The organism is Sulfitobacter sp. F26204, from assembly GCF_026410305.1.
GTDB lineage: Bacteria > Pseudomonadota > Alphaproteobacteria > Rhodobacterales > Rhodobacteraceae > Sulfitobacter.
The window spans coordinates 1-23,419 of record NZ_JAPMLQ010000007.1; the positions used below are offsets into that span (position 1 = coordinate 1).

The 23,419-nt window shown below is 54.6% G+C and carries 21 protein-coding genes, 1 tRNA gene and 1 pseudogene; 13 read left to right on the top strand and 10 right to left on the bottom strand.

What is annotated here, in order from left to right:
• The first annotated feature begins 249 nt into the window (after positions 1-249).
• The 8 genes from OS190_RS15285 (at position 250) to OS190_RS15320 (ending at position 6,693) form a co-directional block, all read left to right on the top strand.
• On the top strand, positions 250-876 hold the full coding sequence (locus OS190_RS15285) for a TetR/AcrR family transcriptional regulator (RefSeq protein WP_267159587.1): 627 nt from the start codon (positions 250-252) through the stop codon (positions 874-876).
• A complete protein-coding gene (locus OS190_RS15290) occupies positions 876-1,928 on the top strand; it encodes a C4-dicarboxylate TRAP transporter substrate-binding protein (RefSeq protein ID WP_267159588.1) in 1,053 nt (350 codons plus the stop codon). Before OS190_RS15285 ends, OS190_RS15290 begins: the two co-directional genes overlap by 1 nt.
• Positions 1,928-2,425, top strand: a complete 498-nt coding sequence (locus tag OS190_RS15295; RefSeq protein ID WP_267159589.1) for a TRAP transporter small permease subunit — start codon at positions 1,928-1,930, stop codon at positions 2,423-2,425. The genes OS190_RS15290 and OS190_RS15295 overlap by 1 nt, the downstream gene beginning before the upstream one ends.
• Positions 2,422-3,726: a TRAP transporter large permease gene (locus OS190_RS15300; protein WP_267159590.1), complete on the top strand. Its 1,305-nt coding sequence runs from the start codon at positions 2,422-2,424 to the stop codon at positions 3,724-3,726. The genes OS190_RS15295 and OS190_RS15300 overlap by 4 nt, the downstream gene beginning before the upstream one ends.
• Positions 3,727-3,736: 10 nt before the next feature.
• Positions 3,737-4,513, top strand: a complete 777-nt coding sequence (locus OS190_RS15305; protein ID WP_267159591.1) for a cyclase family protein — start codon at positions 3,737-3,739, stop codon at positions 4,511-4,513.
• A 3-nt stretch (positions 4,514-4,516) separates the two neighbouring features.
• Complete coding sequence (kce, locus tag OS190_RS15310; protein ID WP_267159592.1) at positions 4,517-5,446, top strand: 3,5-dioxohexanoate:acetyl-CoA acetone transferase; 930 nt, start codon at positions 4,517-4,519, stop codon at positions 5,444-5,446.
• A 165-nt stretch (positions 5,447-5,611) separates the two neighbouring features.
• Positions 5,612-6,253 carry a helix-turn-helix domain-containing protein gene (locus tag OS190_RS15315; RefSeq protein ID WP_267159593.1) on the top strand — a complete coding sequence of 214 codons (642 nt, stop codon included), beginning with the start codon at positions 5,612-5,614 and terminating at the stop codon, positions 6,251-6,253.
• Positions 6,254-6,468: 215 nt separating this feature from the next.
• Positions 6,469-6,693: a hypothetical protein gene (locus OS190_RS15320; RefSeq protein WP_267159594.1), complete on the top strand. Its 225-nt coding sequence runs from the start codon at positions 6,469-6,471 to the stop codon at positions 6,691-6,693.
• A gap of 939 nt (positions 6,694-7,632) precedes the next feature.
• On the opposite strand, the gene OS190_RS15325 is transcribed toward OS190_RS15320, so the two are convergent.
• The gene (locus OS190_RS15325; protein ID WP_267159595.1) at positions 7,633-9,954 is read right to left on the bottom strand and encodes a Hint domain-containing protein; all 2,322 of its coding nucleotides are present in this window, start codon (positions 9,952-9,954) and stop codon (positions 7,633-7,635) included.
• Positions 9,955-10,422: 468 nt separating this feature from the next.
• Between OS190_RS15325 and OS190_RS15330 the strand changes: the two genes are divergently transcribed.
• Entirely contained in the window at positions 10,423-10,791 is a 369-nt protein-coding gene (locus OS190_RS15330) for a hypothetical protein (RefSeq protein WP_267159596.1), read from the top strand.
• Positions 10,792-11,033: 242 nt separating this feature from the next.
• Here the strand turns inward: OS190_RS15330 and OS190_RS15335 are convergent, their stop codons facing one another.
• From OS190_RS15335 to OS190_RS15350, 4 genes and pseudogenes are all read right to left on the bottom strand, one after another.
• Positions 11,034-12,488, bottom strand: coding sequence for a catalase (locus OS190_RS15335; RefSeq protein ID WP_267159597.1), 1,455 nt, complete (start codon positions 12,486-12,488; stop codon positions 11,034-11,036).
• Positions 12,489-12,710: 222 nt separating this feature from the next.
• A complete protein-coding gene (locus OS190_RS15340) occupies positions 12,711-13,196 on the bottom strand; it encodes a flavodoxin family protein (RefSeq protein WP_267159598.1) in 486 nt (161 codons plus the stop codon).
• Between the two features lie 72 nt (positions 13,197-13,268).
• Positions 13,269-13,625: pseudogene (locus OS190_RS20650) on the bottom strand (IS5/IS1182 family transposase); the annotation flags it as partial.
• Positions 13,626-13,915: 290 nt separating this feature from the next.
• The gene (locus OS190_RS15350) at positions 13,916-14,353 is read right to left on the bottom strand and encodes a GyrI-like domain-containing protein (protein ID WP_267159600.1); all 438 of its coding nucleotides are present in this window, start codon (positions 14,351-14,353) and stop codon (positions 13,916-13,918) included.
• Between the two features lie 58 nt (positions 14,354-14,411).
• On the opposite strand from OS190_RS15350, the gene OS190_RS15355 reads away from it, so the two are divergent.
• Positions 14,412-14,912: an RrF2 family transcriptional regulator gene (locus OS190_RS15355; RefSeq protein WP_267159601.1), complete on the top strand. Its 501-nt coding sequence runs from the start codon at positions 14,412-14,414 to the stop codon at positions 14,910-14,912.
• 60 nt (positions 14,913-14,972) lie between these two features.
• Positions 14,973-15,800, top strand: a complete 828-nt coding sequence (locus tag OS190_RS15360) for a DMT family transporter (RefSeq protein WP_267159602.1) — start codon at positions 14,973-14,975, stop codon at positions 15,798-15,800.
• 145 nt (positions 15,801-15,945) lie between these two features.
• Here OS190_RS15360 and OS190_RS15365 read toward each other — a convergent pair whose 3' ends face one another.
• The 5 genes from OS190_RS15365 to OS190_RS15385 form a co-directional block, all read right to left on the bottom strand.
• Positions 15,946-16,356 carry a GFA family protein gene (locus OS190_RS15365; RefSeq protein ID WP_267159603.1) on the bottom strand — a complete coding sequence of 137 codons (411 nt, stop codon included), beginning with the start codon at positions 16,354-16,356 and terminating at the stop codon, positions 15,946-15,948.
• Between the two features lie 796 nt (positions 16,357-17,152).
• Positions 17,153-17,227: transfer RNA gene (locus OS190_RS15370), tRNA-Gln, on the bottom strand.
• A 61-nt stretch (positions 17,228-17,288) separates the two neighbouring features.
• Complete coding sequence (locus OS190_RS15375) at positions 17,289-18,611, bottom strand: mechanosensitive ion channel domain-containing protein (protein WP_267159604.1); 1,323 nt, start codon at positions 18,609-18,611, stop codon at positions 17,289-17,291.
• A gap of 121 nt (positions 18,612-18,732) precedes the next feature.
• Positions 18,733-19,722, bottom strand: a complete 990-nt coding sequence (locus OS190_RS15380; protein WP_267159605.1) for an NADPH:quinone reductase — start codon at positions 19,720-19,722, stop codon at positions 18,733-18,735.
• Between the two features lie 184 nt (positions 19,723-19,906).
• Complete coding sequence (locus tag OS190_RS15385) at positions 19,907-20,371, bottom strand: SH3 domain-containing protein (protein ID WP_267159856.1); 465 nt, start codon at positions 20,369-20,371, stop codon at positions 19,907-19,909.
• Positions 20,372-20,535: 164 nt separating this feature from the next.
• On the opposite strand from OS190_RS15385, the gene OS190_RS15390 reads away from it, so the two are divergent.
• Both OS190_RS15390 and ggt read left to right on the top strand, forming a co-directional pair.
• Positions 20,536-21,522 carry a 2-hydroxyacid dehydrogenase gene (locus OS190_RS15390; protein ID WP_267159606.1) on the top strand — a complete coding sequence of 329 codons (987 nt, stop codon included), beginning with the start codon at positions 20,536-20,538 and terminating at the stop codon, positions 21,520-21,522.
• A gap of 114 nt (positions 21,523-21,636) precedes the next feature.
• Positions 21,637-23,412, top strand: coding sequence for a gamma-glutamyltransferase (ggt, locus tag OS190_RS15395; RefSeq protein ID WP_267159607.1), 1,776 nt, complete (start codon positions 21,637-21,639; stop codon positions 23,410-23,412).
• Positions 23,413-23,419: the final 7 nt, after the last annotated feature.

Below are 23,419 nucleotides of genomic sequence, written 5' to 3' on the forward strand. Positions count from 1 at the left end.
CCAGCCGTTAAGTGCCTTAGCGCCGATGGTACTGCGTCTTAAGGCGTGGGAGAGTAGGTCATCGCCAAACCTAACAAGAACTCAGAAACATAAATATCTCTCTAACGATAAAAATACAAAAAAATCAAACGGTGTGGTCTGTCTTTGCCTCGGCAATTGACGTACTAAAAATTTGACTGGCCAATCAGTCAGGTGTTGAATGGCACCATGCAAGCCGAGAAACCCAGACAGACAGAAAACCTTTCTTCCATGCAAATCGCCATCCTGGTTGCCGCCGAAGTTGAATTCGCGGAGGCAGGGTTCGAAGGTGCAGGAATGAAAGCGATTGCGAAGCGTGCACAGGTGAGCCAGGCTTTGCTGCATTATCACTTTGGCAACAAGGAACATCTGTACGGCGAGGTTATCCGCCACCGCTCACAGCGGATCAACCATGCGCGGGTCACCTTGTTGAACAGGGTCGAATTTGATGCCGGTGATTCAGCTGCGCAGATGCAGATACTGGATGCATTGTTCAGGCCAGCATTGGGCCCGGAAGGTGGCGGCAAATCCTATGCCCGCATCTTTGCCGGTCTCATTGCGGGCCGCGTTCGCGATCAGGATCTGGTCCGCGAATGTTACGATCCGACTGCCAGGATGTTTCTGGATGCCTTTGAACGCACCGGCCTCGATCGTGCCACCGCGGGTATGATCTATCAATTTGCCCTCGGCGTTTTGGCATCGGTCATTTCACGTGACGGACGAATGGAACGGTTGATCGGAATTACCCGTCAGACAGGGACCGCAGCTTTGACCGCGGCTTTGGTATGTTTTGTCATCGGGGGGACAAAGGCGCTGGCCGAAAACAATAAATCAAATTCAAACTGGGAGGAAATGTGATGAAGTGGTTGAAAATGGCAGCGATAGCGCTGTTCAGCATGACGAGCGTTGTTGAGGCCGAAGAATTCAATGCAACCGTCGTGGCGGGACATCCGGGTGTATTTCGCTGGGTCAAGATGGTTGATGAGGCCTTCATTCCTCAAGTGCAGACCTTACTTGAGGGATCCGGTCATTCCATTTCCTTTGACGGTCAATATGGCGGTGCCATTGCCAAAGTGGGTGACGAGTTGGAAACCGTTGAGGCAGGTCTGGCCGAGATCGGGATTTGCCAGTCGCTTTTCGATCCGGCCAAACTCGGCGTGCAGAATGTAACATATTACACGCCTTTTGTCAGCGACGACCCACGCCAGGTTTCAGAACTGATGGATAAATTGCATCGCGAGGATACCCGGATGACCTCGGCTTATGCTGAAAACGGTGTTGTATATCTTGGGGCACCTGTTGGCATTGATGACTATCTTTTGATGACAAATTTTCCCGTTGCGAGCCTGGATGATCTGGACGGGCGCAAGCTTGCGGCACCCGGGGCGGCGCTCAACTGGCTTAAGGGGACAGGCGCTGTGGGTGTGTCGGGCAACCTGACCACTTATTATAATGAGCTGAAAACCGGCGTTTATGACGGTGTCATCGTATTTGCCTCTGCGGCACTGCCAAGCAAACTTTATGAGGTTGCGCCCTATGTGACCCGCGCAGGTCTTGGGGCACAATTTGCCGGTGCTCTTTGCGCGAATGCAGATTGGTACGGGGCTTTGCCTGAGGAAGTCAAAACCGCCTTGAGCGAAGGTGCAGACGCTGCACGCGAATGGTATCTTGCTTCGCTGGAAGAAGGTGTTGCCACGTCGATCAAGGTGATGGGCGAAAATGGTGCCACAATAACCGACGCTTCCAAAGAGATGCGCCAGGCCTGGGCTGCTGGCATGGACAACGCTGCCAGGGAATGGGCCACAGGGCTGGATGCGCAGGGTAAACCCGGCACCGAAATTTTGGGCCTCTATATGCAATCGATGCGCGATGCAGGCGCGACACCACTGCGAGACTGGGACAAGGAGTGATGCCCAGCCGGCTGCTTGCAGCACTGGACCTTGTGACGCTGGCGGCCAATGTTCTGGGATCTTTGTTGATTGTGTCTCTTGTGGGGTTGATCACGGCAGACGTGGCGGGGCGCAACTTGCTGGGTGCGCCACTGTCCGGTGTGCCCGAATTGGTATCCCTTTCAATTGTGGCAATTGTTTTCCTGCAAGCGCCGCAGGCTCTGAAGGCGGGGCGCATGACCCGCAGTGACGGGATGATCGACATACTGCACAAACGGGTTCCGACCTTGGCCAAAGGGCTTGAGACAGCCTTTGATCTGGTGGGGGTCTTGGTTCTCCTGGCAATTCTTTATGCCCATTGGCCAATGATGATACGGTCGTGGCTACGCAGCGATTTTGTCGGTGCGATCGGTGACTTCACCGCGCCTACCTGGCCAATCAAGACGATGCTGACTTTGGGCTGCATCTTGCTGGCATTGCAGTTCATTGCCCGGATTATACGTAGGTTTGTGCAATGACACCTTTTGACATTGGCCTTGTTGCTTTGGGTGTGATGGCGCTGCTGGTACTACTGGGGATGTATGTGCCCATCGCTCTGATTGCCTGTTCGTTTGTTGGTGTCTGGGCGATCAAAGGGTCACCGTTGCTTGCGTCAAAAATGCTTGGCTTGGCGGCAAACGATGCAATCTCGTCCTATTTTTTCGGGGTTGTGCCGCTGTTTGTGCTAATGGGGTTTATCGTCAGCGAAAGTGGAATGGGGCGCGATGCCTTTGAGGTTGCAAATAGCGCATTTCGGAGGATCAAAGGGGGGCTCGGGATAGGTACTATTGCCGCCAATACCATTTTCGCGGCCATTACCGGTATCTCGATTGCTTCTGCTGCTGTGTTCACCAAAATCGCCGTGCCTGAATTACGCCGACATGGTTACACTGCGCGCTTTTCCGTGGGGTTGGTGGCCGGATCTTCGGTTCTGGGCATGTTGATTCCGCCCAGTCTGTTGTTGATCCTTTATGGATTGCTGACCGAACAAAGCATTGGTGATCTTTTTGTTGCGGGTATTGGTCCGGGTCTATTGCTGGCAGTCTTGTTTGGTGCAGGTACGATATTAATGGCTATTTTTACACCGCGATTTGTAGGCGAGAACTTGAGCCCGAATGAAGACGGTGTGACCGCTTCGGAACTCATTGCCAAGGGTATGCCAATTACCTTGCTGATCGCATTGGTGCTTGGCGGCATTTATGGCGGGTTGTTCACGCCGGTCGAGGCAGGGGCCATCGGAACTGTTGGCGCGCTTTTTTTCGGGTTCGCCAAGGGCACGCTTTCGCCTCGTGCTCTGTGGCGGATATTGGTTGAAACCGGAATGGTCACGGCCTCGGTTTGTTTCCTGATCATTGCGGCGCAGATGTACAGCCGCATGCTGGCGTTTTCCGGCCTTCCAGGCGGCTTCGGGGCGCTTGTGGTCAATGCGGACCTTGGGTTGATCGCACTTATCAGTCTTTATTGCCTGGTGGTCGTCCTGTTCGGGATGATCCTTGATTCATCTTCGATCATGTTGATTCTGGTGCCTCTCATGCTGCCGGTATTGCAACCCATGGGCGTTGATCTGATCTGGTTCGGGATCGTCACCGTTATTGCGATCGAGATCGGATTGTTGACACCGCCCTTTGGCATTTCCGTCTATGTCATCAAATCAACCCTGCATGACAAAACGATTACGCTCTCGGATATTTTCATCGGGGCGGCCCCCTTTGCCGCGTTGATGTTGATTTGCTTGGCCATCGTGATTGCCCTTCCGGGTCTCACCTCGTTTCTGCTTTGAAAGGATCCCCATGCCCAGACGTTTTCTTGACCTGTCCGTCGCGCTTGAGGCGGATATACAATCAGACCCGGAAATGATGCTGCCGCAGATCGAATATCTGGGACACGATCAGACAGCGGGGCAGGTCGCCAGCTTCTTTGACGGCTTGCAAAAAGATGAATTGCCCGGCGGAGAAGGATGGGCGATTGAGCGGTTGCAAATTGCCACGCACAACGGCACGCACCTGGATGCGCCCTATCACCATCATTCGACAATGAACAATGGAGAGCGGGCGATCACTATCGACGAGGTACCGCTGGAATGGTGTTTCAGTGCGGGTGTCAAATTGGATTTCCGTCATTTTTCGGATGGCTATATCGTGCAGCCCGAAGATATTGAGGCAGAGCTGAAACGCATCGATCATGATCTGCAGCCGTTGGATATTGTATTGGTCAACACCTCTGCCGGTGCCCGCTATGGGCAGCCGGACTACCTTGGTCGTGGATGCGGTATGGGGCGCGATGCAACGATGTATCTGTTGGAGCGCGGTGTACGCCTGACAGGGACCGATGCCTGGAGTTGGGATGCGCCATTCAACATCACCGCAGAGCGTTATGCCCGTGACAAAGATCCGAAGATCATTTGGGAAGGGCATCGCGCGAGCATGGAAATTGGATATTGCCATATTGAAAAGCTTGCGCAGCTCGACCAGCTTCCGGGGAACGGATTTCTGGTGTCCTGTTTCCCGTTCAAGATCAAAGCAGCCTCTGCAGGTTTCACCCGCGCTGTTGCGATATTCGAGGACTAGATCATGAATAAGACCATCATCACTTGCGCAGTTACAGGGGCGGTTCACACGCCGACAATGTCGCCTGCCCTGCCGATCAATGCGGATATGATCGCAGATCAGGCTATTGCGGCGGCACAAGCGGGGGCGGCCATACTTCACTTGCATGCGCGCCATCCTGAAACGGGGGCACCCACGGTTGATCCGGAGCATTTTGCCGACTTCCTTCCACGCATCAAAGCCGAGACAGACGCAGTTATTAACATCTCGACGGGGGGCAATCCCGTAATGACCGTCGAAGAACGCATTCCTGCAGCCCGTGCGTTCAGCCCTGAGATGTGCAGCCTCAACATGGGCTCAATGAACTTTGCGCTGCACCCGATGGCCGAGAAGTACGAGACTTGGCAATACGACTGGGAAGAAGGTTATATTCGTGGATCAGAGAACAATATTTTTCGAAATACCTTCACCGATATACGTATGGTTGCCGATGCTCTTGGCGGGGCAGAACATCGGGTGAAATTCGAACACGAGTGTTATGATGTCGGTCATTTATATAACCTGAAATTTTGTCTGGATCAGGGGATGTTTCAAACTCCGATCTTTCTTCAATTCGTGATGGGCATCCTTGGCGGAATTGCCGCCGACATCGACAATCTGGTTTTCATGAAGCGCACCGCTGACAAACTGTTTGGCGATGGCTATCAATGGTCAGTCATCGGTGCGGGTGCGCAACAGATGAAACTGGCCGCAGTGGGTGCCCAGTTGGGCGGTCATGTGCGGGTTGGTCTTGAGGATTCATTATTCATAGCACGGGGTCGATTGGCAGAATCGAACGCCCAGCAGGTTGAAAAGATTAAAAGCATACTTGAAACACAAGGTAATCAGATAGCCACTGCGGATGAGACACGGAAAATGCTGGGCCTAAAGGGCATTGATGCGGTAGGTTACTGAACAAATGATGAATTTCACCATACATTTTTGTTTCCTGATTTAAGATTCGGTCATTCTAGCCATTGGATTTTGCGGACCGTTCAGAAGTGATCGTGAGAAATAGCGTTGAAAGCGGCGACTGCCGAAACCGAATGGATTCGGACGGCCGGAATTTAAGGTATTGATATGGCAGATAAATATGATGCGATTCTTGACGCTGCATTGGAAGCGTTTTCGCGGCGCGGCTATGATGGCACTGGGTTGCGTGAAATTGCCAAGATTGCAAAAGTTGCTCAACCTACAATCAACTACCATTTTAAAAGCAAAGAACAGCTCTTTAGCGCGGTCATCCAGCGGGGGGTGAAGGCAACCACAATAACACGTGTTGCCAAGCTTGAGCTGTTGCTGGGTAAGGGTGGTGTGCCCGAACTGGAGGATATCGTCAGGGTTCTGTTTGAACCCTACAATTCGCCGGAAAAGGAAGTACCGGCGCATGAAGCACAATTCAACAAATTTGTCGCGCAGTTCGGCCTCGGCAATGAGGCATATTCATTGTCTGTCACCTTTGAAGCTTTTGATAATATGGCAGTTCATTTTATTGATGCGATTCTGTTGACTGACAACGGTTTTGATCGACTTTCCGCCGCGAAAGCATATCTTTATGCCTTACCTGTCGGGATGTATGCCATCGCCCACAAAAATCGCTTACCCGGCTTGGCCGGGTTGTCCGTTTCAGCCTCCGAAGTTCAGTTTTCATTTGATGATGTAATTTTCTTCATCTGCGCGGGTATGCGTGCCATCGCTGCTAAGCGTGCGGCTTCCGCCTGACCAATCACAAGCCTCTATGACCGAGCAAACACCAAAAATTGGGGATGCTCACAACGCAAGTCTACTCCTGTAAAGACTACTCAGACGGGAACATTTCCTAAAAGCTTGACAGCTACTGATCGCTTGATCAATCTGTCTATCGAACGATCAGCTTTATGCTTGGGACTCGGCTTACTGAGAATTGCTGGTTAAATAAATTGATTTGGAAATATGTTGTGTTTTTCAATTCCAAAATTTTCGATTTTGTAAATCCAGGCATCACCGGTGTTTTGGTAGAGACCGGACGTGAACTACCTGAAGCAAAAAAGGTTACTTCGGAAGTTGCAGATCAAACATTTACAGAAGCGATACTTGAGGGCGGCGTTCCTCTGCAACTGATGCTCGCCTTTTTTGAGGATTCGGAACCTTCATTCCCAGTTTCAGACAGGGATCAAACTTAAACCATCCATGACGACTTCAGCCAGATCGATGGCGGCGGTTTGAATTTCAAGAAACAAACGACCTACCTTTGGCCGCAGGGTGGTCGATACCGCAGGCTGCGTCGTCATTTGAGAAATGTAAAATGATCCCGATGTGTACTGCGTTTATTGGCAGTTGAAAGTAGTTACCGCCAATACCTGTATTGGCCAAATGGTCGAGCAATGCCAGACATCTACATCCTCCAAGTTTTGGGCAGTCCGAATTCGAAACTACGGCGTGTATGCCTTTCCAAACCCATGACCGGATTACTTCAGGAGAAATGAATGGCACGACATTCTCGACCACGCAAAGACCGGAAGACCGGCAAAGCTTAGGCAAAACCTCTTTGTAAGGACGCGTTTGGTCCTGTTCTCGATAGCATGGCGAAAAACGAGATAAAGCTCGCGACATGCTTGTAAAAATCGGTAAACGGAATGCCAAGATGGCAAGCGAACAAAGCAGGCCGTCGTGACGGTAAAGGGATACTCTGCAAAGCTGGCCAAACCTGAAAAGCAGGCATCTGAGAAAACCAAAGACGCGATTTCCAAGTTGAAATGACAAGCTGACCTTACTGCCGGAGGCACCGCAGTCACTGTTTTGATAAGGCGTTACAAGGTGTTTGGTAAATGGGGTCCATAAACTGCCCCGACGGATAAAGGGAGATGTTGCAGGGCCTTCCTGTCTTATCCGGCCTGCTTGGCCATATTTCGTCTTGTCGCGGTCGACGAATTGACACTTGGGTCGCTCCTTTTCCGGCTCGTGGCACGGAACTGGCCCGCGCTAGATTGACAGCACGATCAAACCTGTGGTCCCCCGCCCGGCTATATTTCACCCAAGAAAGTTACACTGGTTTATGCCAGAATATTCCAGCGTGTTCAGGTAAACAAATCACCCGGAATCTGTTTGATGCTAATCAGTTTTTAGGCTGCGATGGAGTTTTCACGTTTCTTCGCGGCGAACATCCGTGAAAGCAGGGTCTGGCTCTCATATAGTTTCAGACAACGTCGGGCAGTGAGGTCGTGATTTGCACGATCAAAGCGTAATTCTGGAAAGGCGGTGAATAGCTCTTTCTGAGCAAGCGGGTGCAGCGCCTTGAGCCCCTCTTCGGCGAGGTGAAAGCTTTCGGTTTCTGCGCCGTCGGCAAAGATCACATGGTGTCGGTCAAGCATGAGATGGATATAGGTCACGCGCGCAGTTGGGGTTACGTCGGCACCTTCAAAATCAAGCATGTGACTTGCCGGCACAAAAACCTCGGTATCGCCAAACAACAATTCGGCACGCCAGTCGGCGATCAGCATCCGGTGTTGAGGAGATACGGTAAGCGGGCGCCGTGCACCGGTCAGGTCGGCGGCCAATGTAATCGGAGCATGTATGCTGGTGCCGGGGACGGTGCTTTGTCCGGTCCAGCCCAACGGTTGTGGGCCATCGTCTTTGGTCAGGACCAGATCACCGGGACGCAGCGCTTCGACGGCACGTTCGCCATTGGAGGTCGCGATCATCGTGCCGGGGGTGAAGCAGATAATGTTTTCGATATTTGAAAAGTTCACAATGGTGCCATCCAGCATCGTGATGGTGCCGTCAAACGCATCTGAGTCACCAGCGGATGCGGAATAGACCAATGTGGACCTGTCGGCCAGGCCATTCAGGTCAAGCGTGTCACCACCCGGTTCACCCGTTGTCCCGCCGTCGATGGTGATTGGGCTGGATCCGGCTTCCCCCAGATCGGTGAGAATAAACAGGTCTTCCCCATCGCCGCCATCTGCGACATCGCCTTGGGCAAGGAAAAATGAATCGTCGCCATCATCGCCAAAAAGCGTATCGCTGCCGGTTCCGCCGGTGATCGTGTCATCACCGCCCTCACCAAAGATACTGTCGTCACCAGTGCCGCCATCGATAATGTCGTTGCCTGCACCTGTCGTTGTGGTGCCAAAAATTGGTGCATTCTGGAAGGGAACCGGATTCGCGCCGAGTTCCCCACCGCTGATCGTCATATTCAGGTCTTGCTCGGTCGCGTTTTCATCATCCTTGGCGTAAAGGATCACAACATCATGGGTGCCGGGGCCGAGCACGACAGATCCGTTCGCCGTATTCGCGCCGAGTCCTTCAGACAGGAAAACCTGTTGCCCGTCGATATAAAGCGCAGCAGAATTATAAAAATCTGCATCGAAGGTATATGTGCCGCCTTGGACATCGATCTGGGTCGAATAGACCAATGCATGGCCCGCATTATCGCCATAGCCGATACCGGTCGGTGTTCCCTGGCTCTGGATCTCGGGGTCTAGATCGTTTGTGGTGGCCGTTCCGAACGGGTTGACCTGAAACGTGGCGCCGCTGGGTGCGGTATCGCCTGAACTGACATCGATCGTGCCATCCGTCAGATCGAAATAGGTATCCAGAGAGGTGGATTCGGCATTGTCGGTTAAACCGTTGATGTCGATGTATTGAACAGTGAAGACCGGGGGGGCAAGACTTGCATCGCCATAGATGACGTCGTCACCAACCCCTCCGGAAATCGAATCGTTGCCTTCGCCACCAAGGACAGTGTCGTTGCCATCCCCGGCAACGACGGTGTCATTGCCTGCACCTGCGTCAATCTTGTCGTCGTTATTTCCAGCGAGATTGTCATTGTCATCCACACGGTCGCCATCTGGGTCGTCGTTGTAGGAGGCATCGATCAGGTCGCTGCCGGCGGTACCATCGACAATGTAGTTCGGTGTTGGAACGTCATAGGCAAAATCCAGATCGTAACGGTTGGCGGTCATACCATAGACGTTGCTACCACCTGATGGAGCCGCCGTACCCAATGTGATGGATTCAATCGGCTTCGCTTCAAGAGCATCTGAATAGGTGCTTGGGCCGCTTGTTGGCGGCAAAAGGTAAAGATTGCCATCGGTATCCTGCATCACCAGTGCATTCACTGTGGCAGTGGTGCCGTCGGAATAGGTGATGAGCGTGTTGTTGTAGGCCATGGTGGCGTCATGCGTTTGCGGAGCACCACCATCGATCGAAAACGTTTCGTTGGACGCCGCATTGTTAGCGTCATAGGCAGAGGTACTGCCCGAAGAGCCATAACTGTTGCTTGGGGTGTCAGAAAGCTGCTGAATGTTTTTTGACAGTTCCGTGCCTGGACCACCAAACGACAGCCCGTTCAGGGCTGCGTGGTTTTCTGAGGTATTGTTACCTTCGACAGTGTCAATCTCGGGGGCGATTCCCAGAAAAAAGAGTGAAAAACTCGTAGGCATGCTCAGTTCCTTCCGCGCAGCAGATGACAGGTTTCACAGAGGGTCTTGGTGTATGAGGTGGCAGGGCAGGCAGAGTTGGCAGTGCCGTACAGGATCGCCTTGGCGATTGTGTCGGGTATCACCCAACCTCGTGGTCTTCCGAGCGTGTATGCCAAGCCTAAACGTCCTCTCTTCCGTTACTTTCCGGGTCGTCGGAGACATCGATCGATGCTCGAAGTGCCGGCTGGTTTCATCGAACAGAAGTACAAAGCCTATGGGGCGAGATTGCGGGCCAATTGAGAAATGTTTGCGGCGCCCCGTCAGAGCCCTAGGAGCTAATCGAAAGATCCTACGTTTTAATGAACACTCCCCGAGACAGGTAAAACAATTCCGGGCAGGCACCCTCTCGCGGTGCAATACGCGCGCTCAGTTCCCAGTGAGACAGACGTCCTTTCGAAAATGATTAGGGAGTGTGCAGCCCGCGTCGCTGTGGCATTCCAGATCAGGCATGGTTATGTAGGCATCGCTACGCAGCCGGTTGCCTTCATAGTGTTTTGTTTTATTTGGAAAATTTCCAAAAAAATTGGTGAGGGTGGAATTTCAGCGCCCAAAAAAGAAGTAATTTTGATGCAGTTTTTCAGGATCGCCCCAAAGTCCCGCACCGATCCCAATGCGGTTCAAACCTGTCGGTTGACAGTGGTATTCGTCGCGCGAATTGAAATGGAAATCGCAGGCGCAACTGAAGCTGTTGGGGTGTTTGTCAGACTGTGGCATGCCGATTTCGTTATGTCTCTCAACCCCAGTCTGTCATTGAAAAAGGCGGGAGGGCTGATCGCGCACCTGACGCAACATCATTAAATCGGAGGGAAATCCGGCGAGCCCATTTTGTTGGAAACATGGCAAAAACCGGAAGACTGCCGGTTTCAGTGCAGACCCGTCATGTTGAACATTCTGCAACCCTTGCAATGTCCGCAACACGGGGCGAATTTCCAAAATGCGCAGCGCCTTGCTTAGCCGTGACATGAAGTGATCAGAAATCGTGTAGTTGGATTGACCTTTGCGCGAGGCTGTTCAACCCGGCGCAAAGGTCGTTTCAGTGCTTAGCCTTCGCGCACACCTTTTTCGATTTGGTCGCCAAGTGTTTTGTCGACATTACGCCAGTATTCAAAAGCGCGTTTGAGGATGGGTTCGGATACACCGCCCTTCAGGTGGCCGACAACGTTGGACACCAAACGGGCACGTTCGGCATCATCCAGCACATCGCGCACGAGCGTTCCGGCCTGACCCCAATCGTCATCATCTTTGCGCAGGGTATAGGCGGCACGGACCATTTCACCGTCTGCGTGCCACTTGCCTGCATCATCGGTCAGTGAGGGATCCGCATGCGGTCCGCCATAGGAGTTCGGTGCGTATACCGGATCACTGACGTTATCGACCCGCATGGCACCGTCCTTGCTGTAGCTGTGGACGGGTGATTTGGGACGGTTCACCGGGATCTGCTTGAAATTTGCCCCCAGCCGCGCGCGGTGCGCGTCGGAATAGGAGAAACTCCGCCCCAACAGCATTTTGTCGGGGCTAAGGCCGATCCCGCGCACCAGGCTGTCCGGTGCAAAAGCGGCCTGCTCAATTTGGGTGTGGAAATCGGTCGGGTTTTGGTTCAGCGTCAGTTTGCCCACCTCGATCAGCGGATAGTCCGCATGTGGCCAGACTTTGGTCAGGTCGAATGGGTTGAAACGATAGGTCTTGGCCTCCTCGAACGGCATGATCTGCATGTGCAGCGTCCATGTCGGGAAATTGCCCTCCTTGATCGCATTGAACAGGTCGCGTCGGTGATAGTCGCCATCCTCGCCAGCGATCTTGTCGGCCTCCGCTTGGGTCAGGAACTCATTGCCCTGATCGGTCTTGAAGTGATATTTGACCCAGAATTTTTCGCCATCCGCATTGGCCCAGCTATAAGTGTGGCTGGAGAAACCGTCCATGTGACGCCAGGTTTTCGGAATGCCGCGATCACCCATCAACCATGTGACCTGATGCGCAGATTCCGGGGACAGAGACCAGAAATCCCATTGCATGTCGTGGTCGCGCAGGCCGCTGTCGGCGCGGCGCTTTTGGGAGCGGATGAAATGCTGGAACTTCATCGGGTCACGCAGGAAGAAGACCGGCGTGTTGTTGCCGACCATGTCGTAGTTGCCTTCGCTTGTATAGAACTTCAACGAAAAGCCGCGCGGATCGCGCCATGTGTCCGGGCTGCCCTGTTCGCCGGCCACTGTGGAAAACCGGATCAGAATGTCAGTTTTCGTACCGGGCTGGAACACTGCCGCACGGGTGTATTTGCTGACGTCTTGCGTCACCTCGAAATGGCCAAAGGCACCGCCGCCTTTGGCGTGGGGCTGGCGTTCTGGGATCCGCTCGCGGTTGAATGCGGCCATCTGTTCAATCAGGTAATGATCTTGTAGCAGAATGGGGCCATCTGGCCCGATTGTGAGCGAATGTTCGTCGCTGGCGACAGGCGCACCTCCGTCGTTGGTGGTATATTTACCCTTGTCATTTGACATGATCACGTCTCCTTCATGATACGCATGTGGCCAATGCCACATATTCGGTGTTGGTCAGACTTTTCCCTTCAGGCAAAAAAATTTCTTACCTGTTCGCTCGGTCTGACGGCGACGACATGGAACCCTTTATCCCGACCGGACGCAAGGCCCGCCGGGAGACTCTGTGATCACTGGTGCATCGTTGCTGTGAGGCCGGTCGCAAAGCTGATGATCACGTCCCGGTCAGAAAACCCCCATCTGCATTCCGGCACCCATCGCAGAGCCAAGGTCGCGGCAGAGTTTGAGTTTTCCCTCGGGAATGACCTTTTCCGCCAAGATCGCTTCCGGTGCCTGGGCGTCTGTGCATATGATCAAGGGGGGTTGGATTTCCTTCAACCGCCACCCCTGTGCGATGCGGGCGGTTTGACGCGCCGCATTTGCCCCGTCCGATCCGGCGCAGACCATCTGCGCATAGGGGTGCCCTTCGATCCGCCCGAGAACCGGGTAATAGCTGCGGTCAAAGAAATCTTTCATCATGCCCGCGATCGCGGCAAGGTTTTCGGGTGCGCAAAAGATATACCCGTCGGCCTGCAAGAGATCTTCTGGCCCTGCTTCGGAGGCTGCTTTCAGTTGAGTCGTCACCTCGCTGCTGGCAGCGGTGCAGGCTGCTTCGGCCATTTGCCGGCTGCCCCCGGTCATAGAATGATAAACGATCAATAGTTGCTTCATTCTGACACCTTAGGTCATGAGGCGAAACTTTCCAAACAACCTCGCAGCCGGACCTCACACACTGCTTCATTGATCTGGACAGCATTTTGGTTTCGACCCGCAGGCAACACATATGGCAATGGTGGCGCGGTATCTGCGCCGCCCGGTTTTGGGTTCTTTCCTGCGACGAGACTGCAACAAATGCTGACCTTCGGGACAAGAATAGCGGTCGTTTTCTGCATCCCAATCGAAGACTGATCGGGAGAATGTGCCCTCTGTGCGCTCCCCTTTGTCGACCAAAGGAATGAACGGAATGGTGCCGCGTTTCATTGTCAGCCAAGCCAGGGACACGGCCGACCCATAGGCTGTCTGCGCCGCCTACCAGTCGGGCTTGATGCCGAAGCGTTCCTCTGTCCGGTCGATCATGGTTTGTGCGGCATCCACGAGTGCCGGCATCCAGAAACCGATCAATCTCGCGCAGAAGATGGTCCGCAGAGACATGGGTCTCAAGATCAAAGTCTAAAACGACCGAGCTGGTGCTTCCTGAACACCCATCATCGTCAAACCCCACCTCTTCCTACACAGAGAAGTGAATCAAACGACTTGGCGCAAAGTAGAAAAGACCTCTTCAACAAAATAGGCTCGCTCCGGACCTTAGCTGCAAGGAACATGGATGGCTGAAAAGCGGACAAGGTTTGATTTCGCTGCGATTGCGTTAATGTCTGCATTGGAAGCCTTTGTCAGATCCTAACTCCTACTCTTACGCTGACTGTCTCTGGGTCAGTTGCATCATAGACATCGTAATCAGCGAGATATGATCGGTTGAGGTCACCGGTCCAAATGGCTTGCCATTGAGAGATCAAGGACTCCGGCTGCGGACCTTTCACCTCATATGTAACGACAGATTGTTTGGGCACTTCCGCGCTATGAAGACCCTCTGGCGCATCTGCCGACGAGGCGCGATACCCAATGGTCATGCGATACGGGTCCATGAAACCCCCTTCGTAGTCGTGATACACGCAGTAGATATCTTCAGAAGCGTCGGCACCAACCGTTCTGCGAACATCGCTCGAATGGAAGGCTTCCCAGAGCGCTCCAATAGCTGCTGGGTCATCATTTCTGACCACCTTTGACAGGCCGATAACCGTGAACCCCTCTTCCTCTAGTGTGTGAGACATTCTGCTTCCCTTTCGCTGAATTTTTATTAAACTACGATAAACACTATCGGAGTTTATAATGCAGCTTTCAGAAACTGTCGAGTGGGGGCTTCATGCCTGCCTTGCCCTTGCTATGATGCCTGACGGCGCGCGCATTCCAGCGCGCTCTTTGGCGGAATACCACGGGATCAAACCTGGTTATTTCTCCAAGGCGATGCAAAAGCTCGTGGCTGCCGGGATCATTCAATCTGTGGAAGGTCGGTCTGGTGGGTTGGCCCTAGCGAAACCAGCTGAAGATGTTTCACTTCTCCAGATCGTGATGGCCTTGGAGGACCATAAAACTTTCTTCCGTTGCACTGAAATCCGTCAGAAAGGCCCCTGCGCTGCAGCACCAAAACACTACCGAACGCCCTGCAACATCGCACGGGTCATGCACAAAGCGGATGCCGAATGGCGGCGTGTTCTTGCAACAACCAGCCTTGCCGATTTGAGGCAATCCGCCACTGCCGAACCCATTCCCGGAATAAATGAGGCAACACAGGATTGGCTCGCTGAGACCGGCGCTGTCCGGGGGCTTTAGATGCAGGCGCAAAGCAGGGGTGATGCAAACACATCTGGTCAATGCGTCGGGATAGTTTTGATGACTGCTGCAATGCTGGTCATCCCAATTGTGGATGGGATGGCAAAGTACCTGAGTGCCGATTTCTCACCCTTGTTCGTAAGTTGGGCCAGATATGCAGCCTCAACTGCTTTAATCCTGCCAATTGCGTTCGCGCGCAATGGGCGAAGAATGTTCCCGTCCGATGGCATTCCGCTTCATGCCCTACGCACACTTTGCCTCGTCGGGGCAATGACGCTGTATTTCTTTGCAATATCGAAGGTGTCGTTGGTGATCGCTGCAAGCGCTTATTTCGTGGGACCTTTGGTCGCGGTCGCCCTGTCCGTTACGGTCCTCGGTGAGCGGCTAACTACGACCAAAGTTGCGGGTATGCTGGTTGGTTTAATTGGGGCTTTGATTGTCCTGAAGCCGTCCGGCAACTTTGACGCCTATGTAATTCTCGCGTTGTGTGCTGGGTGCCTCTTTGCAATCTATCTGGTGATCACACGCCGGACATCTGTTCAGAGCGAACCAATCAGGGCACTTTCATTTCAATGTTTTTTCGGCACATTGTTGCTGACGCCTCCCGCACTCTTTGTTGCTGAGATACCGGCATACGATTTGGTGCCTCTGTTCATTGGCCTTGGCCTGTTCTCACTGCTGGGTCATTTCTTGACGATCATTGCCTTCCAGAAAGCAGAAGCATCAACGCTTGCACCGCTTGTCTATGTCGAACTTATCGGGGCTGCGGCAATCGGTTTTTTCTTTTTTTCGGATGTGCCCACTCTATTGACCATCGTGGGAGCTGTCCTAATCGCTACCTCTGGATTGATTGTCACAATCAGTGCGAAAAGACGTAGCTCGCATTGACGGATCGCGCAGGGCCCCGACATTCGAGCTTTCCGTAGCATCCGGTAGTATGGGCTCTTTTGAGACCTCGGATGCAGCGCAGCATCATGTGATATGTTGATTTGTCGACGTCGGGTTCTCTGAACGACATCATCGGCGCAAGCTTTCAACGGGGAAATCCGTTGATCCTTTCGATGGAGGCCAGATCGTTGTCCCAATTCGCGCGACTGGAACAGCAGATATGCGCGTTGGGTCGCATGTGGAACTGGCTGTCAAGCGACCCTGCCGGCACCACAATCAAACCAATCTCTGGCTGGGAAACAGGCAGTGCGGATCCGCAGTCGGAGCAAAAGCTCTTCATGTGGCGTGAACCAGGGAGATGAAACGTCTTGATGTTTGCCTCGCCTGAAACCCAGATGAGTTCGGCTGAGGAAGAAAACAGGTTTGCCGAATGGGCCGAACCGCTATCCTTGCGGCAGCGGGAGCAATGGCACAGGAAAAAGCTCTCGAACTCTCCTGATATGCGGAATTTCACTGCGCCGCAGAGGCATTGTCCCCAAGTCGGATTGTTGTCCATTCACACTCCTCGCGACCGGCACCGCCCTGCTGCCAGTTGAACGCATCTCTTTTTTCCCTTGTATCCGCGTGTTGGATCCGGGTCAAAAGGGCTCAAAGAGAGACAGTTTCGGCATCACAGAACATCATCGAATTGAAAACCATGCCTTCTGCCGTTCACGGCCCCTAAGGAATTCCCTACATTCATCCCTGCCAGGCTTCGATAGGGTCATTCCAGCATACATGGACTGGAACAGCTCTATGGATTACCACACCGACTTGAGCCCACCAGGTTTCAGCTCATGCTGTCGTATCATGAGGTAGGCCCGTGCTGCGTCCTGCACGGTCTGCCTGGGTTGTGCCTCAACCTGATACTGAACTGGATCAGAGTGCTGCAGTGCGGCCCGGAGGGTGCTCAGATCGGGTAGCATATGTACCTCCAACAGCCGTTGTTGTCAGTGGCTGAGAAGCAGTCCTTGACAGGGCCTGCTGTACGGTTTCGTCATACCGCGTGTTGACTTCAGCGGCCGTTTGACGCGCCCTGTGGCATCACCGGTGTGAGGAACTGCTTGAGGGCTTGCGTTCCCTGCAGGGTAGTGACCTCCTTGCCGCCCCGAACACCTGCAGCCAGGGTCAGCGGCGGATAATCGACGGGACGACTGGGAATACGAGGCCACTGGCGTTGACTGCGAGCTGCTGTAGCGCTGTGGCAGCGGCGTCTAGGACTGTCTAAGGCGCACCCGACACACCCGAACCACCTGGGGCATTCCCGTGACCGGGGGGGCTCCAACGTCTTGCTAACTTGGTTCAGAAGGTACTGGCTGGGGTGGTAGGATTCGAACCTACGATCTCCTGTACCAAAAACAGTTGCCCTACCACTAGGCCACACCCCAATACACCGCGCTTGTTAATCGGCAAGTGCGGGGGGCGCAAGACCCGAAATGGCAGAATCTTTCATTCTTCTGATGCTGTATCGCTTAGCAGATCGTGACGGGATAATTCGGTGCGCTCCTGGTCCACGATTTTGGCAAGCTCTTCATCCTGTGTCGCCTGAACATCCTGAGCAGGTGCAGGGGCGGGAACCTGCACTTTGGGTTCATCATTTTCCCGATTTTGCGTCGTGGCGGATTTGACGCCTGCATGGGTTTCGATCCGATAACTGGGAACGGGTGCTGCTATTCCCGCGGCATCATATGCGGCCTGTGTAAGGCGGATGGCTTCGGAACGCGCCAGAGTGATATTTGTTTCGTTCTGGTTGATCCATGCTGCCATCGACAGGGTGATCCAGAAATCATCGACGGACTCCACCCAGGCCGCGGCTTCCGGTGTTTCCAGTACAAAGGGCAGGTCGTTCATCACGTCAAGGGCAATCCTACGGGCCTTGTCAAGGTCAGCATCCGAAGCGACACTCAGGGAATAGGTAAATCGGCGTTCGGCATTGCGTGAAAAGTTGACGATTCGGCTTTTGAACACTGTCGCATTCGGAATGCGGATATGGTTGCCATCAAAGCTCAACAGAATCGTCGCACGGGAGGTAAGGCGGATCACCTTCCCGGTGTCGCCTTCTATCTCAACAGTATCATTCGGGCGGAAGGGTTGACGGATCGACAGCATGATCGAGGCGATGAAATTCTCTACCGTATCACGCACGGCAAAACCGATGGCGAGGCCCACGATACCAGCAGCGCCAAGGATACCGGATAACAACGCAGTGGCGTTCACAATATCCAGTGCAATGACCAGACCGCCGATGACAAAAATCAACCGGATGATCTGACGATAAATATCCGCGATAAAGGCGTTTGGTGACAGGCGCTCCCATGGCTGTTTCCGGCGTGCCAGCCAAAATCCGAATAACAACACCAGGGCAAAGACAGAAACCGCCACCATTGCCAGGGGCAAAAAGGCAATCATCTGTGAAGCGCGGGTTTTAAAGCGCGCCATAGCCGGACTGAGGCGTTCGGCGACATCCGTGCTTTCCTGCACTGCATTTTCGATGGCGACGACACCTTCGACCCGGCTTGTCAGTTCATTCAGGCGTGCAGCGGTGCCTGGATCCACTGTCTTGCCCCGCAGGGTAACGATTCCCGATGAAACGGTAACGCTGATGTCGCCGTAGCCTTCCAACTCTCCCAGAATGTCACGAATCCGGTTGGCGATGGCAGCGTCTGCCGTTGCGTCATCGGCAAGGCCAATTGTCCCCGTTGGTTGATCAGGAGTTTGGGCGAAAACAGAGGCAGGCAGCCAGAGGCATAGAAGGAAGGCAAGAATGCGCATTGGGTATTTCCGAATCCAAATGAGGCCAGCCTAGGGGGCGCAGTTGGGTATGGCAATTCCATCCAACAGCCTTGGCCTTTGCCACGTCGTAAATGAAGCAACAGGGCAGACCGGCGGTTGGTTAGACGCGACAATCGATCAAGACTGCGCCACTGCGCGTACCCGCCTCGACGGCTTCATGCGCCTGCACGGTTTGATCCAGCGGGTACACCCGTTCGACAGGGCCGGTCAGTGCTCCCTGAAGCAGAGCGGCATGCAGCCTTTCGATCATTGCTTTGCGGTCTGCCAGGGGGAGCAGATAGATCAGGATAATGTCGATTGTCACGGCTTTGAACAACAGGGGCAGAAAAGGCAGGCTTGGTGACATCTCTTTGGCCGATCCATAGGCCGCAATCCGGCCATTGGGTGCGACGATCTCTGCGTCCATTGCGACGTTGAGCCCGAATTCAACTTCGACCACCGTCGGGATCAGCGCACCTCCGCTCGCGGCAAGGATCTGCGTTGCGAGATCGGGCGCGCTGTAATCCAGCACGGTATCCGCCCCGGCTTGCACCACGCGATCAAAGTCGCGCGGGCTACAGGTGGCGATAACCTTGGCGCCGCCCCATTTGGCCAGTTGGACGGCCAGTAAACCAACGGTGCCCGCGCCCCCCTGTATCAGTATCGTTGTGCCGTCGACGGATCCGCCGCCAAAGACCGCCTGTGCTGCAGTCAGCCCGGGAATCCCGAGAATTGCGCCGGTTTCGAGCGCGACTGCATCAGGCAAGGGAACGGCCATATCCTCAGGCAAGGTAATATGGTTGGCCGCAGTGCCTCGGGGACGTTGCCATTGACCGTTCCAGATCCAGACCCGCTGCCCGATACGCGAAGGATCAACGCCGTCCCCAACAGTGTCGATCACGCCGGCCCCATCGCTGTGTGGCGTGATGCTGTCAAAGGCAGGTTTGACCATGCCGGGCCTGCCCATGCGTGATTTAACATCAGACGGGTTTACACCTGAATAGGTTAGGGCCACGCGGACTTCCCCGCGTGCAGGAGGAATGTCTGGCATTGTCTGGAGGGTGAGGACGTCAGCGGCAGGACCGAGGCTGGAATAGGTGATGGCTCGCATGGGGGTGGTCCTTCGGAATGATCACGGTTGGCGCACTCTGTCGCAAACAGTGGCACCATGCAATCAGGTGAAGGGCATACGCGGCATGAGCCCAAAGTGGAAACTGGCGATCGTGCGCAGGCAACAATTGTTTTTGCCGCTATCCAAAGTGCTGGTGAAGTCGAACAAGGCGTTGCTGTGGGGATTATTCGCGAATCTCGCGGGGATCGACACCCCAGATGCGGGACTTGGGTACCCAGCCCTTGTAGCCGCCCGAGCGCAACTCGCACCATTCAAGGTCACAATTTCCCAAACGCGCGACAACTCCCAGTTCTAGCGCGGCGGCGACGGGGGCCGCAGGGTCGGGACGTGTGTGCAATGCCAGCATGTCGCGTTCCACCAAAACCGTGCGCGTGCCTGACAAGAGCGAATAATGCACCCAACCACCGACACCGTCGCGGTCTTCGACGCGCCGCCAGTGACCATGCTCTGCCGTGATCCGCAAAGGCATGTCGCGGCGCTTGTATACCCAATCGATACGATGCGACAGTGACGGGCCGCGCCGCACGTTTCCTTCGGAGGCCTTCATCGACACGAAACGGGGGAGAGGCAGGTTCGTAACCGGTCCAACCTCACCGGCACAAAGGCGGGTGGGGACAAGCGGTAGCATCAGCAACAGCGTCAAAAGGGCGCCTGTCAGCGAGGAACGGAACATGGGTGCTGCCTGCACTTTGATTTGTTTGCTCTTTTGCCGCGCGAGGTTCTTGTGCCTCGTCGCTGCATGGGACACCATGGCGGTAAGGAAAGAAAAGGCCAAGGTCTGGGAGAATAGATATGTCAAAGAAACGGTTGAGTGTTGTAGTCACGCGACGGTTGCCGGACGCGGTTGAGACTCGGTTGTCAGAACTCTTTGATGTCAAGCTACGGCTTGATGATGTGCCAATGACCCGCTCTGAATTGACAGAGGCGATGAAGACGGCGGATGTTCTGGTGCCAACGGTTACCGATGAAATCGACGCGGCAATGATCGCTCAGGCCGGCGAGCGGCTCAAATTGATCGCCAATTACGGCGCAGGTGTTGACCATATCGACGTAACAACGGCGCGCCAGCGCGGGATTCTGGTCAGCAACACCCCCGGTGTGCTGACCGATGATACCGCTGATATGGCGATGGCGCTTATTTTGAGCGTCACCCGTAGAATGTCGGAAGGCATGGCAATGATGCAAAAAGGAGAATGGTCCGGCTGGGCACCGACTGCGTTACTGGGCGGACGGGTCAGCGGACGGCGATTGGGTATTCTCGGAATGGGCCGGATCGGTCAGGCCGTCGCAAAACGCGCGGCAGCTTTTGGCATGCAGGTACATTATCACAACAGACGCAGACTACACGCAGGCATCGAAACTGCGCTGGAGGCTACCTATTGGGAAAGCCTTGACCAGATGGTGGCCCGGATGGATGTGATTTCGGTCAATTGCCCGCATACGCCCTCGACCTTTCATCTGATGAACGCCAGGCGTTTGAAACTGATGAAGCCTGATGCGGTCATCATAAATACATCGCGGGGTGAAGTGATCGACGAGAACGCCCTAACGCGCATGCTGCGCGCCGGTGAGATCAAGGGGGCAGGTCTGGATGTCTACGAGCATGGCACCGAAATCAATCCGCGGCTGCGCGAGTTGGAGAACGTCGTGTTGTTGCCCCACATGGGGTCTGCGACTTTGGAAGGACGTCTGGAGATGGGTGAGAAGGTGATCATCAATATCAAGACCTTTGACGACGGACATCGCCCACCGGATCAGGTGGTGCCGTCAATGCTATGAATGCAGGGCCGGAAGATTGAGCAGGCAAAGCCTGCACGTGAATTGGTTTTTTGAGGCTCTGCCTCAAACTCCGCGGGATATAAGGGCCAAAAAGAGAAACAGGGGAGAGATGACGTGCGATTTTTGTTGAGTGCGATTTTTGTGGTGTTGGTCGGCACTGCGCAAGCGCAACAGGCGGCAGATGCTGTTGAGCCTGAGGCGGCCGGGATTGGTGCATTTGAATCCCTGCCTGCCGACATGGCAGCGGCACTTGACGCAAAAGAAGCAGGACGGCCGGTCGTTGCCTCTGACTGGATGGTTGCGGCGGCGAATCCGCTGGCGGTGAAAGCGGGCGCGGATGTGCTGGCGGCGGGCGGCACCGCAGCGGATGCCCTGGTGGCGGTTCAGGTTGTTTTGGGCCTGGTTGAGCCACAGTCATCAGGTCTGGGCGGTGGTGCCTTTCTGGTCTGGTATGATGCCGCCACGGGGGATGTCATTACCTTGGACGGTCGCGAAACTGCGCCTCTGGCCGCAACCCCGCGCCTGTTTCAGGACCCGGAAGGCGAACCGCTGAAGTTTTTTGATGCGGTTGTGGGGGGGCGCTCTGTTGGTACGCCGGGCACACCGGCACTTTTGGCGGAAATTCATCGGCGATGGGGCACTCAGGAGTGGGGATCGCTGCTGGAGCCGGCCCTAACCTTGGCGCAAGACGGGTTTACTGTTTCACCGCGTCTGGCCAAGCTGGTTGAGGAGGATCTTGAGCGCCTTGCCATCTCGCCTGTTGCGTCGGCCTATTTCATGCCAGACGGAGAAGCGATCAAGGCAGGAGCGACGTTGAAGAACCCTGCCTATGCGGCAACGCTCAAAGCTTTTGCCGAGCAGGGCGCGACAGTTTTTTATGGCGGAAAAATCGGACACGATATTGTCGCAACTGTACAGAATGCCGAGAATGCAGGTGTATTGTCCGATGTCGATCTGGCGATTTATCAGGTCAAGGAACGGGAGGCGATCTGCGCACCCTACCGTGGCCATGAGGTATGTGGCATGGGACCGCCTTCGTCTGGTGCTGTTGCGGTCGGGCAAATACTGGCGGCGCTCGAAGGTTATGACCTGAGCGCAGGACCTCAGGACCTGAATGTACGGCGCCTGATGGGGGATGCCGCGCGGTTGGCCTTTGCGGATCGGGGACGGTACCTGGCGGACAGCGATTATGTACCGGTGCCGGTGACAGGTTTGCTGGATCCGGCTTATTTGGCCGGGCGTGCCGCACTGCTTGACAGTGAAATGGCGTTGGAAGAGGTCAGCGCGGGCGAACCTACCTGGGATCATGCGATGATCTGGGCGGATGACGAGAGTATAGAATTGCCGTCGACATCCCATATTTCGATCGTCGATAGCATGGGTAATGTGGCGAGCATGACAACCACGATCGAGAACGGGTTCGGCTCGCGATTGATGGTCGGTGGTTTTTTGCTGAACAACGAACTGACGGATTTCTCGTTTCGTAGTCACAAGGACGGCATACCCGTGGCCAATCGGGTTGAGCCGGGCAAGCGACCCCGATCAAGCATGGCACCCACCATAGTGATGAAGGACGGCAAGCCCGTGATGGCCGTTGGATCACCCGGCGGCAGCCGCATCATCGGCTATGTCACACAGGTCATTGTGGCGGTGATCGACTGGGGTTTGGATGTACAACAGGCGGTCAGCCTGCCCCATGCGGTAAACCGGTTCGGCACATATGATTTGGAACAAGATACACCTTCAGTTGAGTTGAGCGACGGATTGACAACCATGGGGTTTGAAGTGGCAACTCGGGGTTTGACCTCGGGTTTGCACGTGATTGCGATTGGCGATGATCTGCGCGGCGGGGCAGACCCCCGGCGCGAGGGGATAGCCTTTGGCAGGTAGGAGGGCG

Bases quoted from the DNA above. Each gene is read 5' to 3' on its own strand.
- OS190_RS15285 (WP_267159587.1), top strand. From the start codon at position 250: ATGCAAATCGCCATCCTGGTTGCCGCCGAAGTTGAATTCGCGGAGGCA.
- OS190_RS15290 (WP_267159588.1), top strand. From the start codon at position 876: ATGAAGTGGTTGAAAATGGCAGCGATAGCGCTGTTCAGCATGACGAGC.
- OS190_RS15295 (WP_267159589.1), top strand. From the start codon at position 1,928: ATGCCCAGCCGGCTGCTTGCAGCACTGGACCTTGTGACGCTGGCGGCC.
- OS190_RS15300 (WP_267159590.1), top strand. From the start codon at position 2,422: ATGACACCTTTTGACATTGGCCTTGTTGCTTTGGGTGTGATGGCGCTG.
- OS190_RS15305 (WP_267159591.1), top strand. From the start codon at position 3,737: ATGCCCAGACGTTTTCTTGACCTGTCCGTCGCGCTTGAGGCGGATATA.
- kce (WP_267159592.1), top strand. From the start codon at position 4,517: ATGAATAAGACCATCATCACTTGCGCAGTTACAGGGGCGGTTCACACG.
- OS190_RS15315 (WP_267159593.1), top strand. From the start codon at position 5,612: ATGGCAGATAAATATGATGCGATTCTTGACGCTGCATTGGAAGCGTTT.
- OS190_RS15325 (WP_267159595.1), bottom strand. From the start codon at position 9,954: ATGCCTACGAGTTTTTCACTCTTTTTTCTGGGAATCGCCCCCGAGATT.
- OS190_RS15335 (WP_267159597.1), bottom strand. From the start codon at position 12,488: ATGTCAAATGACAAGGGTAAATATACCACCAACGACGGAGGTGCGCCT.
- OS190_RS15340 (WP_267159598.1), bottom strand. From the start codon at position 13,196: ATGAAGCAACTATTGATCGTTTATCATTCTATGACCGGGGGCAGCCGG.
- OS190_RS15350 (WP_267159600.1), bottom strand. From the start codon at position 14,353: ATGTCTCACACACTAGAGGAAGAGGGGTTCACGGTTATCGGCCTGTCA.
- OS190_RS15355 (WP_267159601.1), top strand. From the start codon at position 14,412: ATGCAGCTTTCAGAAACTGTCGAGTGGGGGCTTCATGCCTGCCTTGCC.
- OS190_RS15360 (WP_267159602.1), top strand. From the start codon at position 14,973: ATGACTGCTGCAATGCTGGTCATCCCAATTGTGGATGGGATGGCAAAG.
- OS190_RS15365 (WP_267159603.1), bottom strand. From the start codon at position 16,356: ATGGACAACAATCCGACTTGGGGACAATGCCTCTGCGGCGCAGTGAAA.
- OS190_RS15375 (WP_267159604.1), bottom strand. From the start codon at position 18,611: ATGCGCATTCTTGCCTTCCTTCTATGCCTCTGGCTGCCTGCCTCTGTT.
- OS190_RS15380 (WP_267159605.1), bottom strand. From the start codon at position 19,722: ATGCGAGCCATCACCTATTCCAGCCTCGGTCCTGCCGCTGACGTCCTC.
- OS190_RS15385 (WP_267159856.1), bottom strand. From the start codon at position 20,371: ATGCTACCGCTTGTCCCCACCCGCCTTTGTGCCGGTGAGGTTGGACCG.
- OS190_RS15390 (WP_267159606.1), top strand. From the start codon at position 20,536: ATGTCAAAGAAACGGTTGAGTGTTGTAGTCACGCGACGGTTGCCGGAC.